Source organism: Kitasatospora sp. Root107 (assembly GCF_001424875.1).
GTDB lineage: Bacteria > Actinomycetota > Actinomycetes > Streptomycetales > Streptomycetaceae > Kitasatospora.
Genome location: NZ_LMCT01000067.1, coordinates 1 through 18,932, shown reverse-complemented (window position 1 = coordinate 18,932; position 18,932 = coordinate 1). Strand labels below are relative to the sequence as shown.

At 71.4% G+C, this 18,932-nt stretch carries 17 protein-coding genes; 4 read left to right on the top strand and 13 right to left on the bottom strand.

Annotated elements, in window-relative coordinates; genetic code table 11:
• Window positions 1-55: 55 nt before the first annotated feature.
• Window positions 56-2,113: an APC family permease gene (locus ASC99_RS31350; protein WP_057238443.1), complete on the bottom strand. Its 2,058-nt coding sequence runs from the start codon at window positions 2,111-2,113 to the stop codon at window positions 56-58.
• Between the two features lie 244 nt (window positions 2,114-2,357).
• Here ASC99_RS31350 and ASC99_RS31345 point away from each other — a divergent pair, with 244 nt between their 5' ends.
• Complete coding sequence (locus ASC99_RS31345; RefSeq protein WP_057238439.1) at window positions 2,358-3,026, top strand: TrkA family potassium uptake protein; 669 nt, start codon at window positions 2,358-2,360, stop codon at window positions 3,024-3,026.
• Window positions 3,026-3,697 (top strand): TrkA family potassium uptake protein, encoded by a 672-nt coding sequence (locus tag ASC99_RS31340; RefSeq protein ID WP_057238437.1) that lies wholly within the window; start codon window positions 3,026-3,028, stop codon window positions 3,695-3,697. Before ASC99_RS31345 ends, ASC99_RS31340 begins: the two co-directional genes overlap by 1 nt.
• Window positions 3,698-3,746: 49 nt before the next feature.
• On the opposite strand, the gene ASC99_RS31335 is transcribed toward ASC99_RS31340, so the two are convergent.
• From ASC99_RS31335 to ASC99_RS31320, 4 genes are read right to left on the bottom strand one after another with little or no spacing between them, the layout of a single operon-like run.
• Window positions 3,747-4,502 carry a DUF3159 domain-containing protein gene (locus ASC99_RS31335; RefSeq protein WP_235502860.1) on the bottom strand — a complete coding sequence of 252 codons (756 nt, stop codon included), beginning with the start codon at window positions 4,500-4,502 and terminating at the stop codon, window positions 3,747-3,749.
• 2 nt (window positions 4,503-4,504) lie between these two features.
• Window positions 4,505-4,909 (bottom strand): OB-fold nucleic acid binding domain-containing protein, encoded by a 405-nt coding sequence (locus ASC99_RS31330; RefSeq protein WP_057238435.1) that lies wholly within the window; start codon window positions 4,907-4,909, stop codon window positions 4,505-4,507.
• Between the two features lie 51 nt (window positions 4,910-4,960).
• Entirely contained in the window at window positions 4,961-5,641 is a 681-nt protein-coding gene (locus ASC99_RS31325) for a response regulator (protein ID WP_057238434.1), read from the bottom strand.
• Complete coding sequence (locus ASC99_RS31320) at window positions 5,638-8,211, bottom strand: sensor histidine kinase KdpD (RefSeq protein WP_057238433.1); 2,574 nt, start codon at window positions 8,209-8,211, stop codon at window positions 5,638-5,640. Before ASC99_RS31320 ends, ASC99_RS31325 begins: the two co-directional genes overlap by 4 nt.
• Before the next feature lie 195 nt (window positions 8,212-8,406).
• On the opposite strand from ASC99_RS31320, the gene ASC99_RS31315 reads away from it, so the two are divergent.
• A complete protein-coding gene (locus tag ASC99_RS31315; protein ID WP_057238431.1) occupies window positions 8,407-9,609 on the top strand; it encodes an ROK family transcriptional regulator in 1,203 nt (400 codons plus the stop codon).
• Between the two features lie 105 nt (window positions 9,610-9,714).
• Window positions 9,715-11,037: an LLM class flavin-dependent oxidoreductase gene (locus ASC99_RS31310; protein ID WP_057238428.1), complete on the top strand. Its 1,323-nt coding sequence runs from the start codon at window positions 9,715-9,717 to the stop codon at window positions 11,035-11,037.
• Between the two features lie 58 nt (window positions 11,038-11,095).
• Here the strand turns inward: ASC99_RS31310 and ASC99_RS31305 are convergent, their stop codons facing one another.
• The 8 genes from ASC99_RS31305 to ASC99_RS31270 form a co-directional block, all read right to left on the bottom strand.
• Window positions 11,096-11,980 (bottom strand): TauD/TfdA family dioxygenase, encoded by an 885-nt coding sequence (locus ASC99_RS31305; protein ID WP_057238427.1) that lies wholly within the window; start codon window positions 11,978-11,980, stop codon window positions 11,096-11,098.
• A gap of 26 nt (window positions 11,981-12,006) precedes the next feature.
• On the bottom strand, window positions 12,007-12,342 hold the full coding sequence (locus tag ASC99_RS31300) for a ferredoxin family protein (RefSeq protein ID WP_057238426.1): 336 nt from the start codon (window positions 12,340-12,342) through the stop codon (window positions 12,007-12,009).
• The gene (locus ASC99_RS31295; RefSeq protein WP_057238423.1) at window positions 12,339-13,904 is read right to left on the bottom strand and encodes an FAD-dependent oxidoreductase; all 1,566 of its coding nucleotides are present in this window, start codon (window positions 13,902-13,904) and stop codon (window positions 12,339-12,341) included. Before ASC99_RS31295 ends, ASC99_RS31300 begins: the two co-directional genes overlap by 4 nt.
• Before the next feature lie 10 nt (window positions 13,905-13,914).
• Window positions 13,915-14,787 (bottom strand): ABC transporter permease, encoded by an 873-nt coding sequence (locus tag ASC99_RS31290; protein ID WP_057238421.1) that lies wholly within the window; start codon window positions 14,785-14,787, stop codon window positions 13,915-13,917.
• A complete protein-coding gene (locus tag ASC99_RS31285; protein WP_057238419.1) occupies window positions 14,784-15,590 on the bottom strand; it encodes an ABC transporter ATP-binding protein in 807 nt (268 codons plus the stop codon). Before ASC99_RS31285 ends, ASC99_RS31290 begins: the two co-directional genes overlap by 4 nt.
• Before the next feature lie 4 nt (window positions 15,591-15,594).
• Entirely contained in the window at window positions 15,595-16,611 is a 1,017-nt protein-coding gene (locus ASC99_RS31280) for an ABC transporter substrate-binding protein (RefSeq protein ID WP_057238416.1), read from the bottom strand.
• Window positions 16,612-17,108: 497 nt separating this feature from the next.
• Window positions 17,109-18,044: a hypothetical protein gene (locus ASC99_RS31275; protein ID WP_057238414.1), complete on the bottom strand. Its 936-nt coding sequence runs from the start codon at window positions 18,042-18,044 to the stop codon at window positions 17,109-17,111.
• Window positions 18,037-18,756, bottom strand: coding sequence for a SigE family RNA polymerase sigma factor (locus ASC99_RS31270; protein ID WP_063857248.1), 720 nt, complete (start codon window positions 18,754-18,756; stop codon window positions 18,037-18,039). Before ASC99_RS31270 ends, ASC99_RS31275 begins: the two co-directional genes overlap by 8 nt.
• Window positions 18,757-18,932: the final 176 nt, after the last annotated feature.

The following is an 18,932-nucleotide window of genomic DNA, read 5'->3' as shown; positions in this document are numbered from 1 at the left end:
CCCTTGCCGGTACGGCCGGAGCCGGAGCCGGAGGAGCGGGGCGGGTTGTTGGGGGTCACGAGTCGGCGTCCTTGCTGGGGTTGCTGGCGGTACTGGCGGATGCGGAAGTCCTCGACTCTACGCGCTGCGGCCGGGGCTCACCGCGCCGGACGGCGCCGGGAGCGGACCAGGCCTTCTGCGGCTTGCGCCGTTCGGAGGACTCCAACTGCCAGGGTACGGACGTCACCATCACTCCGGGCTTGAACAGCAGCCGTCCCTTGAGCCGCAGCGCGCTCTGGTTGTGCAGCAGGTGCTCGTACCAGTGCCCGACCACGTACTCGGGGATGTAGACCGCGACCACGTCGCGCGGGCTGCTGCGGCGCAGGTTCTTCACGTACTCCAGCACCGGCCCGGTGACCTCGCGGAACGGCGAGTCGAGCACCTTGAGCGGCACCTCGATGCCGCGCTCGTCCCAGTCCCGGCGGAGCGCCTCGGTGTCCGAGGGGTCCACGTTGACGGTGACCGCCTCCAGGGTGTGCGCCCGGGTCAGCCGGGCGTACGCCAGCGCGCGCAGGGCGGGCTTGTGCAGCTTGGACACCAGCACGATGGCGTGCACCCGGGTGGGCAGCACCACGTCGTCCGGCTCCTCGGCGGCGACCAGCTCGCGGGAGACCCGGTCGTAGTGCCTGCGGATCGCCTTCATCATCACGAACAGCACCACCATCGCGGCGATCGCGATCCAGGCGTGGCCGATCTTGGTGGCCAGCACCACGATCAGCACCGCCATGGTCATCACCAGGCCGAAGGCGTTGATCGCCCGGCTGCGCTGCATGTGGGCGCGCTTCTTCGGGTCCTGCTCCGTACGCAGCAGCCTGGTCCAGTGCCGGATCATGCCGGACTGGCTCATGTTGAAGGAGACGAAGACGCCGACGATGTACAGCTGGATCAGCCGGGTCGGGTCGGCGTTGAACGCCACGATGAACAGGATCGCCGCGCCCGCCAGCAGGATGATGCCGTTGGAGAAGGCGAGCCGGTCGCCGCGGGTGTGCAGCTGCCGGGGCAGGTAGCGGTCCTGGGCCAGGATCGAGCCGAGCACCGGGAAGCCGTTGAAGGCGGTGTTGGCGGCCAGCACCAGGATCAGCCCGGTGACGGCGGCGATGAAGTAGAAGCCCGGGGTGAAGTTGGAGAACACCGCCTCGCTGATCTGCGACAGCGCGGTCTTCTGGTGGTAGTCCGCCGGAGCGCCGACCAGCTGGTGCGGCTCCTCGGCCATCTGAGTACCGGTCAGCCGGGCCAGGTAGATGATGCCCATGAACATCACGACCGCGAAGACCGCCATCATCAGCAGCGTGTTCGCGGCGTTCTTGCTCTTCGGCTTGCGGAAGGCGGGCACCCCGTTGCTGATCGCCTCGACGCCGGTCAGCGCGGCACAGCCCGAGGAGAACGCCTTGAGCAGCAGGAAGACCAGCGCGAACCCGGCCAGATTGTCGTTGCCGGGCAGCGCCTCCAGCTGGAAACCGGAACTCTCCGCGGCCATCTCGGACCCGAAGACCAGGTCCCGGACCATGCCCCAGACGATCATGCCCACGATGCCGAACATGAAGGCGTAGGTCGGGATCGCGAAGGCGCTGCCGGACTCCCGTACGCCGCGCAGGTTGATCCCCATCAGCACGATCACCAGGGTGATCGAGATCCCCATCTCGTGCCCGCGCAACGACGGCACCGCGGACACCACGTTGGCCACGCCCGAGGTGGTCGACACCGCCACGGTGAGCACGTAGTCGACCATCAGCGCGCTGGCCACCACCAGGCCGGAGTTCGGCCCGTGGTTGACGGTGGCGACCTCGTAGTCGCCGCCACCGCTCGGGTACGCGTGCACGTTCTGCCGGTACGAGGCCACCACCGCGAGCATCACGACGGCGACCACGATGCCGATCTGCCAGGAGAAGTGGATCGCCGAGACGCCCGCCACCGAGAGGGTGAGCAGGATCTCCTCGGGCGCGTACGCCACGGAGGAGAGGGCGTCGGAGGCGAACACCGGCAGAGCGATCCGCTTGGGAAGCAGAGTCTCCCCGAGCTTGTCGCTGCGCAGCGCGCGGCCGATCAGAATGCGTTTCGGTAGGTCAGCAGGCATAGGCACGTTAAGGAATCGTAGGGGGTCGCCTCCGGATCGACGCCCCCCGGTGGCCCCTTTGTCGGGACTGTGTTCGGTGGAGGGGCTAGCGTGTCGGATGATGAGTGCGCGGGAACCATCAGGAACATCCCGCGCCACACGGTGCCGAGGACTCGGCGAACTGTCCCCCCGGAGTCGGGGGCGGAAGGATGACGATCGGTGTCTGCGCAGGTCATGATCCCAACGGACCGGGTGAGGTAGTCCCGTGCACATCGTCATCATGGGCTGCGGCCGGGTGGGTTCCGCCCTCGCGCGCGCGCTCGAGAAACAGGGTCACTCGGTCGCCGTGGTCGATCAGGACCCGACCGCCTTCCGCAGACTCGGCTCGCACTTCAACGGCCGACGGGTGACCGGGATCGGCTTCGACCAGGACACCCTGCGCGAGGCCGGGATCGAGGAGGCCGGGGCGTTCGCCGCGGTCTCCAGCGGTGACAACTCCAACATCATCGCCGCCCGGGTCGCCCGGGAGAACTTCGGTGTGGAGAACGTCGCGGCCCGGATCTACGATCCCCGCCGGGCCGAGGTGTACCAGCGCCTGGGCATCCCGACCGTGGCCACCGTCCGGTGGACCGCCGACCAGATGCTGCGCCGGCTGCTGCCCAGCGGCGGCGAGCCGCTCTGGCAGGACCCGAGCGGCGGCGTGCAGCTGGCCGAGGTCGCGTACGCGCCGTCCTGGGTCGGCCACAAGCTGACCGCGCTGGAGGAGGCGTCCGGGGCCCGGATCGCGTTCCTCACCCGGCTGGGCGAGGGCGTCCTGCCGACCCCTCAACTCGTCGTCCAGGAGGGCGACCTGGTGCACGTGATGCTGCGCCGGGCCGACCTGGACACCGTCGAGGCCGCGTTCGCGCAGGGCCCGCAGGAGGATGAGCACTGATGAGAGTCGCCATTGCCGGAGCCGGCGCGGTCGGCCGCTCGATCGCGGGCGAGCTGCTGGAGAACGGCCACGACGTCCTGCTGATCGACAAGAACCCGAACTCCATCTCGGTGGAGCGGGTGCCGATGGCCGAGTGGCTGCTGGCCGACGCCTGCGAGATCACCTCGCTGGACGAGGCCGCGCTGCAGCGCTGCCACGTGGTGATCGCCGCCACCGGTGACGACAAGGTCAACATGGTCGTCTCGCTGCTGGCCAAGACCGAGTACGGGGTGCCCCGGGTGGTCGCCCGGGTGAACAACCCGAAGAACGAGTGGCTGTTCAACGAGTCCTGGGGCGTGGACGTCGCCGTCTCCACCCCGCGCCTGATGTCGGCGCTGGTCGAGGAGGCCGTGAGCGTCGGCGACCTGGTCCGGCTGATGCGGTTCAGCCAGGGCAACGCCAACCTGGTCGAGCTGACGCTGGCGGCCGACACCGAGCTGGTCGGCACCCGGGTGGGCGATGTCGCCTGGCCGACCGACACCGCGCTGGTGACCATCATCCGCGAGGGCCGGGTGCTGGTGCCGGGCAAGGACGACACCCTGGAGGGCGGCGACGAGCTGCTCTTCGTGGCGGCCCAGGAGCGCGAGGAGGAGCTCGAGGAGCTCCTGTCGGCGGGCTCCGGCGCCCAGTAGCGGCACCCGGAACGGACGAAGGGCCCCACTCCGGTGGGGCCCTTCGGCGTTACTTCGGCTCTTCGCCGTGCTCTTCGGTGTGCTCTTCGATCTCCGCCTTGATGGGCGGCGGCGCCTTGAGCAGGATCTGCCAGGTCAGGTACATCGCCAGCAGCAGCGGCGGAATGCCCAGCGCGACCTTGAGCCAGCCGAGCAGGTTGACGTTCCCGGTGAAGTAGAGCGGGAAGAGGATCACCGGCTTGATGCCCATCACCACCACCCAGGCCCAGGTGGCCTTGGTGTACGCGGCCAGCCGGCCCGGGTTCTGGGTCCGCCAGGTGAACATCTCACCGGTGATCGGGCCGAGCATCACGCCGATCAGCGGCCAGCGGACCAGGGCGGAGACCGCCAGGCCCACGCAGTAGCCCACGTTCCAGAGCAGGCCTGGCAGGTAGAAGTTCTCCGCCTTGCCGGTCTTCATCGAGATCCAGGCACCAAGCGCGACCCCGAACACGCCGCTGAAGGCGTGCTGGACGGTCTCCCGGCGGAACAGCCGGACCACCACGAACAGCAGGCTCAGCCCGAGCGCGGCCCAGGCGGCCGGGGCCACCTCGTGGGTGATGTTGAAGGTGATGATGAAGACCAGACCGGGCAGGGTCATGTCGATCATGCCCCGGACACCGCCGAAGGCCTTCAGCACCGTCTCGGCCGCCTCCTTGGAGGCAGCCTCGCGACCGGCCTGCTCCTCCTCCGCCGTCAGGGCGGCGGGGACGGGCTTGGCCAGGTCGAGCTGGGCGGCGGGATCGCCGCCGGGCAGGTTGGTCACACTCACTCGCTCCCGTGTCCGGCCGGACGCAGTTCGTAGCGGGGGTTGAACAGCACGCGGCGCCCGCGTGCGTGACTGATCCGGCCGGTGGCGATGAGCCGACGGCCCGGCTCTATACCGATGATCGAACGGCGGCCGAGCCAGACCACGTCCAGCGCGTCACTGCCGTCGAAGAGCTCGGCCTCCAGGGCGGGGACCCCGGCCCGGGGGCGGAGGGTAACGGTGCGCAGGGTCCCGGCCACGGTGACCACCTCACGGTCCCCGCAGCTGGCGATCGGAGTGCAGCCCGACTCCGCCGTGTCCTGCCGCAGCTCTTCCGCGTCCAGCTCCTCGGAGGAGGAGGTGAGGCGGCTGATCATGCGGCGGAACCGGCCCTGCGGCTGCTCGCTGCTGTTGTCACCACTCATGTCGGAAGGGTACCGGTTTCAGCTGTTCGAACGGCAGGGCCGGGGGTCCGGTCAGGGTTCGAAGCGGTAGCCCATGCCGGGTTCGGTGATGAAGTGCCGCGGCCGGCTCGGGTCCGCCTCCAGCTTCCGGCGCAGCTGGGCCAGGTAGACCCGCAGGTAGTTGGTCTCGGTGCGGTAGGCCGGGCCCCAGACCTCCTGGAGCAGCTGGGTCTGGCTGACCAGCCGGCCGGCGTTGCGGACCAGCACCTCCAGCAGGTGCCACTCGGTCGGGGTGAGGCGGACGTCGGCGCCGTCCCGGTTGACCTTCTTCGCGGCCAGGTCGACCGTGAAGCCCTCGGTGACCACGGTCGACTCGTCCTCGCCGACCACCGGTTCGGCCCGGCGGATCGCGGCCCGCATCCGGGCCAGCAGCTCGTCCATGCCGAACGGCTTGGTGACGTAGTCGTCCGCCCCTGCGTCCAGTGCCTCGACCTTCTCGTCCGAGCTGTGCCGGGCGGACAGCACGATGATCGGCACCCTGGTCCAGCCGCGCAGGCCGCGGATCACCTCGACGCCGTCCAGATCCGGCAGGCCGAGGTCGAGCAGCACCACGTCGGGGTGCCGGGCGGCGGCCAGTTCCAGGGCTGACGCACCGTCATGGGCGGCGTCCACCTCGTACTTCCGGGCCTTGAGGTTGATCACCAGGGCGCGGACGATCTGCGGTTCGTCGTCCACGACGAGGACCCGGGTCATACGGGCTCCGCCTTTCGGTTCGGTGAGGGATCGGGCTCGGGTAGGGGCTCGGGTACTGCGGCGGGCAGCACGACCACCATGGTCAGCCCGCCGCCGGGGGTGTCCTCGGCGGCCAGCGTGCCGCCCATCGCCTCGACGAAGCCCCGGGCCACCGCCAGGCCGAGCCCGACACCGGCGCCGCGCGGGGCGTCGCCGTGGCGCTGGAACGGCGCGAAGATCCGCTCCTTGGCGTCCTCGGGCACACCGGGGCCGCGGTCCACTATCCGCACCTCGACCTGCCGGGCGGCGCCCGGACGGTCGATCGCGGCGGCCCGCACCAGCACGTCGGAGCTGTACTTGACGGCGTTCTCCACCAGGTTGGCCAGCGCCCGCTCCAGCAGCCCGCCGTCGGCCCGGACCATGGCCAGCGTCTCGGGTACGTCGAGGCGGACCGATCCCGGCGGCACCCCGCCGAGCGCGTACGGGACCACCTCGTCCAGGTCGGTGTCGCGGATCAGCGGGGCCACCGTGCCGGTCTGCAGGCGGCTCATGTCCAGCAGGTTGTTGATCAGATGGTCGAGCCGGTCGGCACCGGTCTCGATGCCCGCCAGCAGTTCGGCCTCGTCCTCCGGGCTCCACTCGACGTCCTCCGCGCGCAGCGAGCTGACCGCCGCCTTGATCCCGGCCAGCGGGGTGCGCAGGTCGTGCGAGACGGCGGCCAGCAGAGCGGTCCTGATCCGGTTGCCCTCGGCCTCCCGGCGGGCGGCCGCGGCCTCCCCGGCCAGCCGGCGGCGTTCCAGCAGGGCCGCGCCCTGGGCGGCGTACGCGCCGAGCAGGCGGCGGTCGGCGGCGGGCAGCACCCGGCCGCGCAGCACCAGGGCGAGGTGCTCGCCGACGGGGACGTCCACGTCGCCGTCCTCGGGGCGGGTCGGCGGGTGCGGGCCTCGGGCGGCGGCGGCCTGCCAGGGTGAGTGGTCGTCAGCGCGCTCCAGCAGGGCGGCGGAGTCCTGCTGGAAGGTCTCCCTGACCTGGTCGAGCAGGGCGGTCAGCAGCCCGTCCCCGCCGGGGGCGCCGCGCAGTACGGTGCCGGCCAGCGCGCTCAGCGACTGCGCCTCGGTCTGGCCCCGGGCGGCCTGCTGGGTGCGTCTGGCGGCCAGGTCGACCACCGAGGCGACCGCGATGCCGACCGCCGTGAAGATCGCCACCGCCAGGATGTTCTGCGGCTCGGAGATGGTGAAGGTGTGGATCGGCGGCGCGAAGTAGTAGTTCAGCGCCGAGGAGCTGACCAGCGCCGAGGCGATCGCCGGGAAGAGCCCGCCGACCAGCGCCGCGCAGACGGTCAGGCTGAGGAAGAGCAGCATGTCGGTGGAGAGCCCGAGGCCGTTCACCTGGGTGAGCAGCAGGGTCAGCAGCGGCGGACCGCCGACGCCGATCAGCCAGCCGAGCACGGTCCTGGTCCGGCCCAGGTCGGTGACCTTGCGCACCGGCACCCGGCCGCGCCCCCGGGCCGCCTGCTCGTGGGTGACGGTGTGCACGTCGATGTCACCGCTCTCGCGGGTCACGGTGGCGCCGACCCCAGGACCGTACAGGTACTGCCAGGCCCGGCGGCGGCTGCTGCCCAGCACGATCTGGGTGGCGTTCACCCCGCGGGCGAAGTCCAGCAGGGCGCCGGCCGGATCGTCACCGAGCACGGTGTGGAAGCTCCCGCCGAGGCTCTCGGTGAGGGCCCGCTGCTCGATCAGGATCTGCGGGGAGCCGCTCTCCCCGGCCAGCCCGTCGGAGCGGGCGATGTGCACGGCGAGCAGCTCGCCGCCGGAGGCCCGGTCGGCGATCCGGGCCGCGCGCCGGATCAGGGTGGCGCCCTCGGGGCCGCCGGTCAGGCCGACCACGATCCGCTCGCGGGCCTGCCAGGTGCCCTCGATGCCGTGCTCGGCCCGGTACCGCTGCAGGTACTCGTCCACCCGGTCGGCGGTCCAGAGCAGCGCCAGCTCGCGCAGTGCGGTGAGGTTCCCCGGCCGGAAGTAGTTGGCCAGCGAGGCGTCGATCCGGTCCGGCGGATAGACGTTGCCGTGGGCCAGGCGGCGGCGCAGTGCCTGGGGCGACATGTCGACCAGCTCGATCTGGTCGGCCCGCCGGACCACCTCGTCCGGCACCGTCTCGCGCTGGCGGACCCCGGTGATGCCCTCGACCACGTCGCCGAGCGACTCCAGATGCTGGATGTTGACGGTCGACACCACGTCGATCCCGGCCGCCAGCAGCTCCTCGACGTCCTGCCAGCGTTTGGCGTTCCGGCTGCCCGGCACATTGGTGTGGGCCAGCTCGTCCACCAGGGCGACGGCGGGCCGCCGGCGCAGCACCGCGTCCAGGTCCAGCTCGCCGAGGGTCACCCCCCGGTACGTCAGTTCCCGGCGCGGCAGCAGCTCCAGACCCTCGATCAGCTCGGCGGTCCGGTCCCGCCCGTGGTGCTCCACGAAGCCGGCCACCACGTCGGTGCCGCGCAGCGCGCGGCGGTGCGCCTCGGCCAGCATGGCGTACGTCTTGCCGACGCCGGGTGCCGCCCCGAGGTAGATCCGCAGCCTGCCGCGTGCCATGCGCACCATTCTTGGTCAGCCCGGCGGGCCACGCCCCCGGACACCTGTTCGCCTGCCCCGAGCCTACGGCCGTCCGGCCGGGAATCCGCTGATCAGGTGAGGCGTACGGCCAGTCTTAGCGAGCTCTTGACGGCGCCGGGGCCCCGTCATGCCGCCGCCACGCCCGTGCAACACCCCACTGGGAGCATCGACCGCATGCTCTCTCTGGTCGCTCCCCCCGCGCCGGCCCGGGCGCCACAGCCCGCCGAGGGCGGCGGCGCCGGGGCGGTACTGCGCGCCGTACTGGCCGCCGGGCCGCTGGCCCGGGGCGCCGTCGGACGGGCCACCGGTCTCAGCCCGGCGGCGGTCTCCCGGCACACCGCCGACCTGATCGGCCTCGGCCTGGTCCGCGAACTGCCCGCGCCGGACGGACCGCCCCGGGCCGGCCGCCCCCAGCTGCCGCTCGACGTGGACAATCGCCACCACCTCGCCTGCGGCGTGCACATCGGCGTCCCGTACCTCACCTTCGCGCTGCTCGATCTGCGCGGCCGGGTGGTCGCGCACGAGCGGCTGCCCCGCCGGGGCGACGCCACCACCGTGCTCGCCACCGTCCGCGACCACCTGCCGGGCTTCCTGGCCCGCCGGGCCGCCGGACGCTCGCTGCTCGGCCTCGGGGTGGTCACCGGCGGCTGGGTCGACTCCGAACGCGGCACCGTGGTCGAGCACGGCCCGCTCGGCTGGCGGGACGTCCCCGTCCGGGCCGAACTCGCCCGCGCCACCCGGCTACCCGTACACGTCGACAGCCACGCCCGGGCGCTGGCCGTGGCCGAGCTGCTGTTCGGCGCCGGCCGCGGCTCGACCGAACTCGTCCAGCTCTTCGTCGGCAACGTCGTCGACGCCGCCTTCGCCACCGGCGGCGCCGTGCTGCGCGGCCGCCGCTCCCGGGCCGGCAACGTCGGCCACCTGCCCGTACCCGGCTCCACCGAGCCCTGCATCTGCGGCCGGACCGGCTGCCTCCAGGCCACCGTCTCCGAACGCACCGTCGCCCGCCGCGCGCACGCCCAAGGCCTCATCCCCGCACCGGACTTCGAACTGCTGCTGGCCCTGACCCGGACCGGCGACGAGCGGGCCGTGGCACTGATCAAGGAACGGCTCCGGCTGGCCGCACCGGCCGCCGCGCTGCTGCTCAACGTGCTCAACCCCGAGGTCCTGGTGGTCAGCGAGGCCGGGTTGACGGTCCGTCCGGAGCTGGCCGGCTACCTGTACGAACAGGTCGGCCGGCACGGCGCGGTGGAGCCCGGGCAGCTGGTGACGGCCGCCTCGTTCGGGCCGGACGTGCTGGCCGTGGCGGCCTGCGCGGGCGTACTGGACAGCGCGTACCAGCGGCCGATGGAGCTGCGCACCGCGCGCAGCTCGTGACGGGCGGATTAATTCCGTCGGTGGGCGAATCACTGTCCGACTCCCGTGTCCGGAACGAGAATTGGGGACAATCCCCGATCTCCTCCGGAACCGGAGCACTTCACCATGCCCACTGACGACCGGCAACTGCACTTCAACCTCTTCCTGATGGGCGTCGGCCACCACGAGGCGGCCTGGCGTCACCCGCGCACCGACCCGCACCAGGCCGCCGACATCGCGCACTTCCAGCGGCTGGCGCAGACCGCCGAGGCGGCCTCCTTCGACTCGGTCTTCCTGGCCGACGGCGTGGAGGCCCGCTCGGACGGCGGCTGGGGCCTGATCAGCCACTTCGAACCGTTCACCCTGCTCACCGCGCTGGCCGTGGTGACCGAGCGGATCGGCCTGATCGGCACCGTCTCCACCGGCTTCAGCGAGCCTTACAACCTGGCCCGGCAGTTCGCCTCGCTGGACCACATCAGCCACGGCCGGGCGGGCTGGAACATCGTCACCTCGGCCGGGGAGCGGTCCGCGCAGAACTTCAGCCGCTCCGCCAACCAGGAGCACGCCGTCCGCTACCAGCGGGCCGCCGAGTTCCTCGACGTGGTCACCGCGCTCTGGGACAGCTGGGAGGACGGCGCACTCACCCTGGACCGGGCCACCGGCGCCTTCGCCGACGCCGGCCGGGTGCACGAGATCGACCACGTCGGCGAGCACTTCCAGGTCCGCGGCCCGCTGAACATCCCCCGCCCGCCGCAGGGCCACCCGCTGCTGGTGCAGGCCGGCTCCTCCGACAACGGCCGGGCCTTCGCCGCCCGTTGGGCCGAGGCGGTGTTCACCGCGCAGCAGACGCTGGCCGAAGGGCAGTCCTTCTACGCCGACCTCAAGCGGCAGGCCGCCGGCTTCGGCCGGGCCCCCGAACAGGTCGTGGTGCTGCCCGGGGTGGTGCCGGTGCTCGGCTCCACCGAGGAGGAGGCCCACCGCCTGGACCGCGAGCTGGACGACCTCATCAACCCCGCCCGCTCGGTGGGCGTGCTCTCCACCGTGCTCGGCATCGACCTGACCGACCACCCGCTGGACGAACCGCTGCCGCCGCTGCCGCCGGTGACCGAGATCAACGGCGCCAAGAGCCGGTTCGAACTGATCCGCGACCTGGCCGAACGCGACCGGCTGACCCTGCGTCAGCTGGTCGGCCGGCTCGGCGGCGGACGCGGCCACCAGGTGGTCGTCGGCACCCCCGAGCAGCTCGCCGACCACATCGAGACCTGGTTCACCCAGGGCGCCGCCGACGGCTTCAACATCATGCCGCCGATCCTCCCCGACGGCCTGACCGACTTCGTCGAGCAGGTGCTGCCGATCCTGCGCAAGCGCGGCCTGTTCCGCGAGGGCTACACCGGCCGCACCCTGCGCGAGCACTACGGCCTGCCCCGCCCGGCCGGCCGGTTCTCCTGACCTCCTGACCAACGCCGAAGGGGCGCCCACCGGTTGGTGGGCGCCCCTTCGGCGTTGACTAGGAGGTGTAGTGCGGAGCCTCGTCCCCCTCGATCAGGTAGCTGGACTCCCCGCTCACCCCGACCGGAACGTCCCCCGCCACCGTCACCCGGTGCAGCCGGCGCGGCAGGTCGTCGTAGTCGTCCGGCGCGTAGTGCTGGGTCGAGCGGTTGTCGAACAGCACCAGGTCGCCGACCGACCAGCGCCAGCGCACCACGTTCTCCGGCCGGGTGACGTACGCCTGCAGGCTGCGCAGCAGGTCGTGCGACTCGGCGGACGGCAGACCGAGAATGCGTTGCGCGAACCCGCCGACGAACAGCCCGCGTTCACCGCTCTCCGGGTGCACCCGCACCACGGGGTGGGCGGTCCGGTACTTGACGGCCGTGAAGACCCGGCGGCGCTCGGCGTCCGCCTCGTCCAGCTCCTTGCCCTGTGCGTAGTCGTAGTCGTTGGTGTGCACCGCCCACAGCCGGTCGGCCAGCTCTCGCAGCGCTTCGGGCAGATCCCGGTACGCGGCCTGGGAGTCGGCGATCAGCGTGTTGCCACCGTAAGGCGGCACCACCAGCGCCCGCAGCGTACTGGCCTTCGGCGGGGTACGGACGAAGGTGACGTCGGTGTGCCAGTGGTTGGCCCGGCCACCGTCCTCACTGTCCACCGGCAGCACGCTCGGCTGCCCGGCCAGCGACGGGACGGTGGGGTGGGCGGTGGTCAGCGCACCGAAGTTGGCGGCGAACCGGAGCTGGCCTTCGTCGTCCAGGTGCTGCTCCCGGAAGAACAGCGCCTTGTGCGCCACCAGCGCCTCGTTCAGCCGGCTCACGGTGCCCGCGTCCAGCGGCCGCGAGGTGTCCACCCCGGTGATCTCGGCGCCGATCCGGCCACCGACCTTGTGAATCTCCAGACTCATGACTCGTGTCCTTTCGTGACGGGTGTTCAGGAGGTGATCGGTGCGGTGCCCAAGGCCGGGCCGACCGCGCGCAACGAGCCCGGGGTACGGCCCCGGCCCCAGCCGATCTGGGCCCGGTAGCTGCCCAGCAGGCCGGACTCGGCGAGCGCGAGCTCGTCGAACGGCGGCTGCGGATGGGTCTGCGGGGCGACGAACAGGGCGTCCGTCGGGCAGTTGGCCTCGCACTGGAAGCAGGTCTGGCAGTCGCTCTGCCGGGCGATCACCGGGATACCGTCCGCGCCCCGGTCGAAGACGTCCGTCGGGCAGACCTTGATGCACTTGTCGCAGCTGATGCAGCGCTCGGGCGAGACGAGTTCGATCACGCCGCCACCGCCGTCAGCGGCCGGGTCCAGACCCGGTCGAGGCCGCCGGAGGCGATCCGGTGGTGCTGGTCCGCATCCTGCTCGGGGAAGTCCAGCCGCCTGGCCATCCCCCGGCTCTCGGTCCTGGCCAGCGCGGACCGGTACATCCAGCGGGCGTTGGCCGTCAGCGCGGCGGCCTGCCTGGCCGCCACGACCTCCCGGCCGGTGCCGTGCAACCCGCTGCGCAGCCGTGCCCAGGTCTCGTCCAGCACATCGAGCGCCCCGGTCAGCACCTCGCCGTGCCGCAGGTAGTTCTTGTCGTACGGGAGCACCTCTCCCTGCACCGCCCGGATCACCTCCCGCGCGTCGGCGTCCCGGTTGCCGAGGGGCCGCAGCCCCGCGCCACCGGCCGGGCTGACGGCGCGGCCGACCGCGCCGGCCCCCAGCGCCAGCGCGTACCCGGCCGCGCCCCGACCCGCCCAACTGCCGGAGGACATCGCCCAGGCGGCGTTGTGGCTGCCGCCGCCGGTGAAGCCACCGCAGATCTCCTCCCGGGTGGCCGCGTCGCCCGCCGCGTACAGACCCGGCACGGTGGTGCGGCAGTCGTCCCCGGTGATCCGGATGCCACCGGTGCCGCGTACCGTCCCCTCGGCGAGCAGGGTGACCGCGAAGCGCTCGGTGAAGGGGTCGACACCCAACCGGTCGAAGGTGAGGAAGAAGTTCGGCTGGGCCAGCCGCATCGCCGCCCTGGCCGCCTCGTCCGCCCGGTCCAGACGGCAGTACACCTTGCCCTCCAGCAGCGCACGGGCGATCACCGAGCGCCCGCCCTGGCTGGCCGCGCCCTCCAACACCGCGCCGTCCTCCTGGTAGAAGGTGGCGAAGGAGTAGAACGCGGTCTTGGTCACCGAGGTGTGCTCGGGCGCGATGCCGTACGCGTTGGAGAACTCCATCCCCGACATCTCCGCACCGACCTCGGCCGCGTACAGCGCCCCGTCCCCGGTGTTGGTGTCGGTGCCGAGCGCCTTGCTGAGGAAGGCACAGCCCCCGGTGGCCAGCACCACCGCCCCTGCCCTGACCCGGTAGCCGTGGCCCTCCTGGCGCCGGTACCCCGCCGCTCCCGCCACCGATCCGTCGGCGGCGGTGAGCAGTTCGGTCACCGGGCTGTGGTCGAGCACCCGCACCCCGGCCCGCCTGATCCTGATCCGCATCCGGCGCATGTACTCGGGCCCCTGCAGGCCGTTGCGCAGCTGCCGCCCGTCCGGACCGGTCGGGAAGGGGTAACTCCCGCTGTCAGCCAGCTCGTTCATGATGTCGTAGGTGCGCTCCAGTACCCGGCCCATCCAGCGGCGGCCGGCCAGGTAGCCGCCCAGCGCCTCCCGGCTCGCCATCGCGGCCTCCCGCGCCGCCGGTTCGGGCTCGACGTACCAGACTCCCGTCCCCCCGGCGGCAGTTGCTCCGCTGGTACCGCAGTACCCTTTGTCGGCGAGGACCACGTCCACGCCCGCTCGTGCCGCATCCAGCGCGGCCCAGGTGGCGGCCGGGCCGCCCCCGACCACCAGCACGTCCGTACTCAGCTCCTGCACGGCTCTCTCCTCAACTGTTGAGCGGGGCGCGCCAGGCGGTGAACCGGCGTTCGAGCCAGACCAGCAGCTGGTTGAAGGCCACCCCGATGACGGAGATGGTGACGATGCCCGCGTACATCTGCGGGATCGCGAAGTTGTACTGCGAAGCGTTGATCAGATAGCCCAGGCCGGCCTTCGCACCGACCATCTCGGCCGCGACCAGCACCAGGATCGACACCGCCCCCGCCAGCCGGATGCCGGTGAACACCACCGGCACCGAGGCGGGCAGGATCACCTTCTGGAACAGCCGCACCGGCGACAGGTCCAGCGAACGGGCCAGCCGCAGCAGAGTGGGGTCGACGCTGCGTACGGCGCTGATGGTGTTCAGCAGGATCGGCCACAGGCAGGCGTACAGCACGATCGAGATCTTGGAAGTCTCCCCGATCCCGAGGATCAGCACGAAAACCGGCAGCAGTGCCAACGCGGCGGTGTTGCGGAACAGTTCGAGCAACGGGCTGAGCAGATTGGCCACCGGTCGGTACCAGCCGATCAGCAGGCCGAGCGGCACGCCGATCGCCACCGCCAGGCCGAAACCACTGAGCGAACGGGCCAGGCTGGCCCAGGTGTTGACCGCCAGCTGACCACTGTTCAACAGGCCGATCCAGGCGTCCAGCACCTCGCTGGCCGGGGGCAGGAAGGTCCGGTCCACCAGGTCGAAGCGCGGCGCCAGCTCCCAGATCACCAGCAGCAGCGCGATCGCCACCGACTTGGTGACGGCGGTGAACAGTAGCCCGGGCAACCGGGACGGGCGGCGCGCCGGAGCGAGCGTCTTCGGGGTCGGCAGGCTGATCGACGGTGCAGTCCTCAGGTCGGTGCTGAGGTCAGTGCTCAGGTCGGTGCTCATACGTGGGCCACCTCTCGCTCCAACTGCTGCGCCCGGCTGACCTCGTCGTGCAGGAGGCTCCAGATCTCGTGCCGGTACCGGGCGAACTCCGGTGCGGAGCGCAGGTCCTGTGCCTTGGTCCGCTCGCCCAGGTCGATCGGGACCACCTCCTTCACCCGGCCCGGACGGGAGGTCAGCACCGCCACCCGCTGGCCGAGGTAGACCGCCTCCTCGATGCCATGCGTGATGAACACGACCGTCTTGCCCGTGCGCTCCCAGATCCGCAGCAGCTCGTCCTGGAGCAGCTCCCTGGTCTGCGCGTCCAACGCCGCGAACGGCTCGTCCATCAGCAGCACCCCCGGGTCGTACGCCAGGCTGCGGGCGATCGCCACCCGCTGCTTCATCCCACCGGACAGCTCGTGCGGATGCCGGTCCTCAAAACCGGTCAGACCGACCAGATCGAGGTACTCCCGGGCCAGCGCCGCCCGTTGACGACGAGGGACCCCGACCGCCTCCAGCCCGAACTCGACGTTGCCCTGCGCGGTCCGCCACGGCAGCAGCGCGTACTGCTGGAACACCACGCTGCGGTCCAGGCCGGGCCCGGTGACCGGGCGGCCGTCCAGCAGGATCCGGCCCTCGGTGGGCTTCGTCAGCCCACCTGCCAGATCCAGCAGAGTCGACTTCCCGCAGCCGCTCGGTCCGACGATCACCACGAACTCACCTGCGGCGACGTCCAGATCGACCCGGTCCAGGGCGGTGAACTCGGTCCCGTCCTTGATCGGGAAGGTCTTGGTCACCTGGTGGAAACTGATGTGGGCAGTCATGCTCTCAACCCCCGTACTTGTTGAACTCGTTGGTGTAGAGGTCGGCAGGCTTGACCTGGCCCGCCTTGATGTCGCCGTGCGAGACCAGCCAGTCGATCCAGAGCTGGAACTCCTGGTCGTTGATCCGCCCGCCGGTCTCCGCGACACCGGTCGAGCGCCAGTACTTGAGAGTGGCGGTGTCCTCGTTCCGTCCCCGCTTCCGGATGATCTCGGTGCTGCGGGCGATCACCTCCTCGCGCGGCGTGGTCCTGGCCCACTCGATCGCCTTGGCCACACCGGTGACGAAGACCCGGGAGGTCTCCGGATTCTGCTTCAGGAAGCGGCTGGTCAGCACGAAGGTGCCCGCGCTGAACTTGCCGAGCAGCTCGTAGTCGCTGAACAGCGACCGGATCCCGCCCGTCGCCAGCGCCTTGTCACGCAGGATGCTGCTCAGGACCGCGACCTCGATCTGCTTCTGACGCAGCGTCTGCTCGCTGTTCACCGGTGGGATCACGATCGGCTCGACCTTGCCGATCTCGCCGGCCGAGAGCCCGTTGCGCTGCAGGTAGATGTCGAGCATCGCCTCGCTGTGCGCGCCCAGGGTGTTCATCCCGACCTTCTTGCCCTGCAGGTCCCGGGCCGACCGGATCGGGCTGTCCTCCAGCACGTAGTAACCGCTGAAGGTGAACTCGTCCACGCCGTAGTAGCTGATCACCGCCTTCACCGGGGCGCCCGCCGCGATCAGCTTCACCACCGCGCCGTTGAACGCGCCGCCGAAGTCGGTCTGGCCGGTGGCCGCCGACTGGATGTCCTGCGGGCCGCTGATCGTGTTGCCGACCCACTCCAGCTTCACATCGCCGAAGTAGCCGAGATCCTCGGCCAGTTCGGGCAGCGTGACCTGCCCGGCCCAGCCCTGGTAGCGAAGCTTCTTGGTCTCGCTCCCCCCGCCGCCCCCGGTGGCGGTGGCCCGGCCGCAGGCGGCGGACGCCGCGCCGACGGCGGCCAGTGCGAGGAAGGTGCGCCTGGAGGTGGTGGAGGCCATGGGGATGTGGTCCTTTACGGGCAGCAGGGAGCGCCCGACCGCCGAGACGGTCGATGGGGCTTCGGGATCGTCGAACAGCCCGCCCGGGAGACGGGGCGGACGTGGGTACGCGGTCAGCGATGCGGTGTCACGGAGCGCCGGGAGAACGGCGGCCGGGCAGGGGCGGGCGGTGCGTCGTCGTCAGCGACAGACGGCACAGATCGCGCTCGCATGCCGTCGGAGATCGACGTGCAGGCGGCCCACAAGGCTCACGGCTCGGCTCACGTCCCTCAGCGTTCCAGCGCTGCGGAGCCAGGTCAACGAATGTTCCCCCGATGGAAGAAACCCTGGCCGGGGACGTGCGGCGTGGGTGCTGTGGAGTCCCCTGTTCTCCACAGCACCCACGAGGCCTGGACCGGGCGATCGCTGCCCCGTCGTCGGCACGTACAGGACACGCCCCTCGACGGAGGAAGGTTGCGTCGAAAACCGGAAAACTTTTGGGGTTTTCCTGCCACCGGTCAGCCCGGACCGGTCAGACCCCTCGACGCCGTCCCGGCCACGCCGGTACCGCCCGTACTCGTCCCGGCCGCAGCTGTTCCGACCGCACCGAACTGTTCCGCCGCCGCCCGGAACTCCGGGTCCAGCACTGCGGCTTCGGCGAACCGGTCGGCCTGGTACTGCACCATCAGCACCCCCAGCTGACGGCCACTCACCCGGGTGGTGAACTCCTCCACCCGGCCCGGCACCCTGGTCGAACCGACCGCCACCGCCCGGTCGGTCCGCTCCCCCGCCGGCCAGCCCAGCCCCGCGCACTCCACCGGCCCGAGCAGCCGGGCCGCCGCCTGCGCCGCCTGCGACTCCGCGGGGAACTCCAGCAGGTACTGCACCGCCGTCACATTCGGCCGGCCGACATCCCCGTGCACCAACTCCCAGCGGTGCAGGGCACCCAACGAGTCCACCAGCTCCGGTACACACCCCTGCATGGTGGGCATCGCGAACGCCGAAGCCGCCAACAGCTGTGACCCCCAAGGACCGTAGCGCCCCTGGCTCACCGGTAGCTGCTCCCGGCCGAACAGCAGCCCGCCACCCGTCGCCCCCACCGGCATCACCGTCTCCACCGGTCCGACCGAATCGCCCGGCCCCGGCAGCACCAGGGTCGGCGTGATGGTCCGCAACGACGGCGGCCCCACCAGCTCGGCGGCTATCCCGCCACCGCCGCCCGGCACCCCGGCCAGACCGCACACCCCGGCCGAGACCAACACCCCAGCGACAAAGGTCAGTTCGACCCGCCGCCGACGGCGACGGCGTAGCGCCCGGACCACCAACTGATCGGGCTCGGGCATCCGCAGCCCGCTCAACTCCCCCCGCAGGCCGTCGAACAGGCCGTCCAACCGCGCGGTGGTGATGGCCGGACGATCCTGGTCGTCCATGGTGATCGCCCCCCTCTCAGCCACGAGCGCTCAGCGTCCTCTTCAAGTTACGCTCCCCGCCGCCCCGTTGCTCCGGCACTGCAGGGGCGGCGCCCTGCTTCCCCTGCTCGGACTGCGGCTGTAGTGGCTGCTCGGTCGGCTGTTTCGTCTGTTTCGGCTGTCTCGTCTCCGGCGACGGCGGCGGCGTGGCCATCGGGCCTGACGGCACATCCGGCTGACGGAGCGACAGACCGCCCTCGCCCTCCTCCTCCCCCAGCAGCTCGGCCAACGCCTGCCGCCCACGGTGCAGCCGCGCCTTCACCGTCCCGACCGGGACACCCTCCTCGGCCGCGATCTCGGCCACCGCCCGGCCTCCCATGTGATGCAGCACCAACGCGGACCGCTGCGCCTCGGGCAACCTCCGCAACGCCTCCACCAACGCCACCGACTCCGGCCCGGGCCCGGGCAGCGGACTCCCCTCGCCGTGCCGTACCCAGCTCCGCAACGCTGTCCTGGCCCGCCGCCACCGACTGATCGCGATCCGCTGACCGGTCAACCGCACCCAGGCCACCGGATTCTCGTACGCACTGAGCCGGCCCCAGTGACTCCAGGCCCGCACGAACGCTTCCTGTGCAGCGTCCTGCGCATCGCCGAGATCCCCGGTCAGGGCATAGAGGTGAGCCACCAACTGACCGTAGGCACCCTCGTAGAACGCCCGGAAGTCGCTCTCCGCCTCGTGCTCTCGGTCACCGCCCATGACGGGCCAGTGTGCCGTGGACGGAACGCCGAGGCAACTGGACAGGTGCCTTGGTCCGGAAATGCAGAAAGCCCCACCGGTTACCCGGCGGGGCTTTCTGACTAAAGATTGTTCGGCGGCGTCCTACTCTCCCACAGGGTCCCCCCTGCAGTACCATCGGCGCTATGAGGCTTAGC